Origin of the sequence: Bacillus cereus group sp. BfR-BA-01524 (assembly GCF_022662595.1) — a bacterium.
Classification (GTDB): Bacteria; Bacillota; Bacilli; order Bacillales; family Bacillaceae_G; genus Bacillus_A; species Bacillus_A thuringiensis_S.
This window is the reverse complement of sequence record NZ_JAKUDW010000228.1, coordinates 1-1,448: the sequence shown is the minus strand read 5'-3', so window position 1 is coordinate 1,448 and position 1,448 is coordinate 1. Positions and strand designations below refer to the sequence as shown.

The following is a 1,448-nucleotide window of genomic DNA, read 5'->3' as shown; positions in this document are numbered from 1 at the left end:
TGAAGTGACCCCTAAAAGTTAGACACGGTTATTTCATTAGGCAGCTTGATAAAAGTGAGTCCGGTATTGTACCGGGCTCATTTTTAATTTTGCCTTAATCCGTTTCGTATTATAATAATCTATATATTTTTCTAATTCTATTTTAAAGTGCTCTACATTTTCAAATTCTTTTATGTAGAGGAACTCCGACTTCATAATCCCAAAGAAATTTTCTATTACTGCGTTGTCGTAACAGTTTCCTTTTCGAGACATACTCTGGACGATAGCTCTTGATTCAAGTGTCCGGACGTACTGTCTCATTTGATAATGCCATCCTTGATCCGAATGCATCAGTAGCTGGTGGGTTTCGGGTAAACGTTCCAATGCTTTCTCTAACATGTCTGAAACAAGCGAATACGTCGGTCTAGAACCAATTGTATAGGTAATAATTTCACCATTATACAAATCTAATACAGGTGATACATACAGTTTTTCTCCAAACAATTTAAACTCTGTGATGTCTGTTACCCACTTTTGATTCGGTGCATCTGTATGAAAATTACGCTCTAAAATATTAGGTGCAATTCTACCGACTTTTCCTTTATAGGATTTATATTTCTTCATACGCACAACACACTTTAACCCAAGCTCTTTCATAATGCGCTGAACCTTCTTGTGGTTCACTTTCTGGCCACGATTCGTTAATTCATCACGAATGCGACGGTAACCATAACGACCTTCATTTTCCTCATAAATCGCTTTAATCTCAGCTTTCAAATCGGCATCTACATCTGGACGATTCATTTTCTTTACTAAATCATAATACGTGCTTCGAGGAATAGTAGCTAGCTCCACGAGTGCTTTGACCGAATATTTATGCCTTAATTCATAGACTACTTGCGCTTTGTCTTGTTTTGTGATTTTTCCTTGTTTTGAACTAAGGCATTTAACTTTTTTAAGTACTCATTTTCCATCTCAAGCTGTTTAATGCGTGCTTCAAGTGCTTCGACTGACCCTTCAGCTAAAGGTTGTTTTAATTGTTTATTTGAATCTTTTTTCATGGATGGACGCCCCTTTTTCTTAGATTGAAGGGCATCAATTCCTTGTGTTTCGAGCTGTTTTTTCCAAACAGAAATCGTTGAAGGGGCAGGAATATTAAAGATAGCTGCCGTCTCAAATAAGGACATACCGTTTTCAATCATAAAGTTTAGTACGTCTAGTTTAAATTGTTGTGTGTAATTTGTACATCGTTTTAGAAAAGCTTCCAGACCATTCTGTTTATATTGGTTTACCCAATTCAAAATGATTGTGTCACTTATACCGAGCGATCTACCCATTTCTCGATAACTTTCATTTCCGTTCAAATAACGTAGAACGATTTGTATTTTTTCATCAGCTGTAAATTTAGCCATAGAAAAACTGCACCTCCAATTGTTAGACTGTGTCTAACAATTGGGGTGCAGTTCAAA

At 36.4% G+C, this 1,448-nt stretch carries 1 protein-coding gene; it reads right to left on the bottom strand.

The annotated features are described in order from the left end of the window. Positions 1-36: 36 nt before the first annotated feature. A protein-coding gene (locus tag MR170_RS30595; protein ID WP_085959128.1) for an IS3 family transposase occupies positions 37-1,391 on the bottom strand; the annotation gives its coding sequence in 2 pieces (ribosomal slippage) (positions 37-938 and positions 938-1,391; 1,356 coding nt in all). Positions 1,392-1,448: the final 57 nt, after the last annotated feature.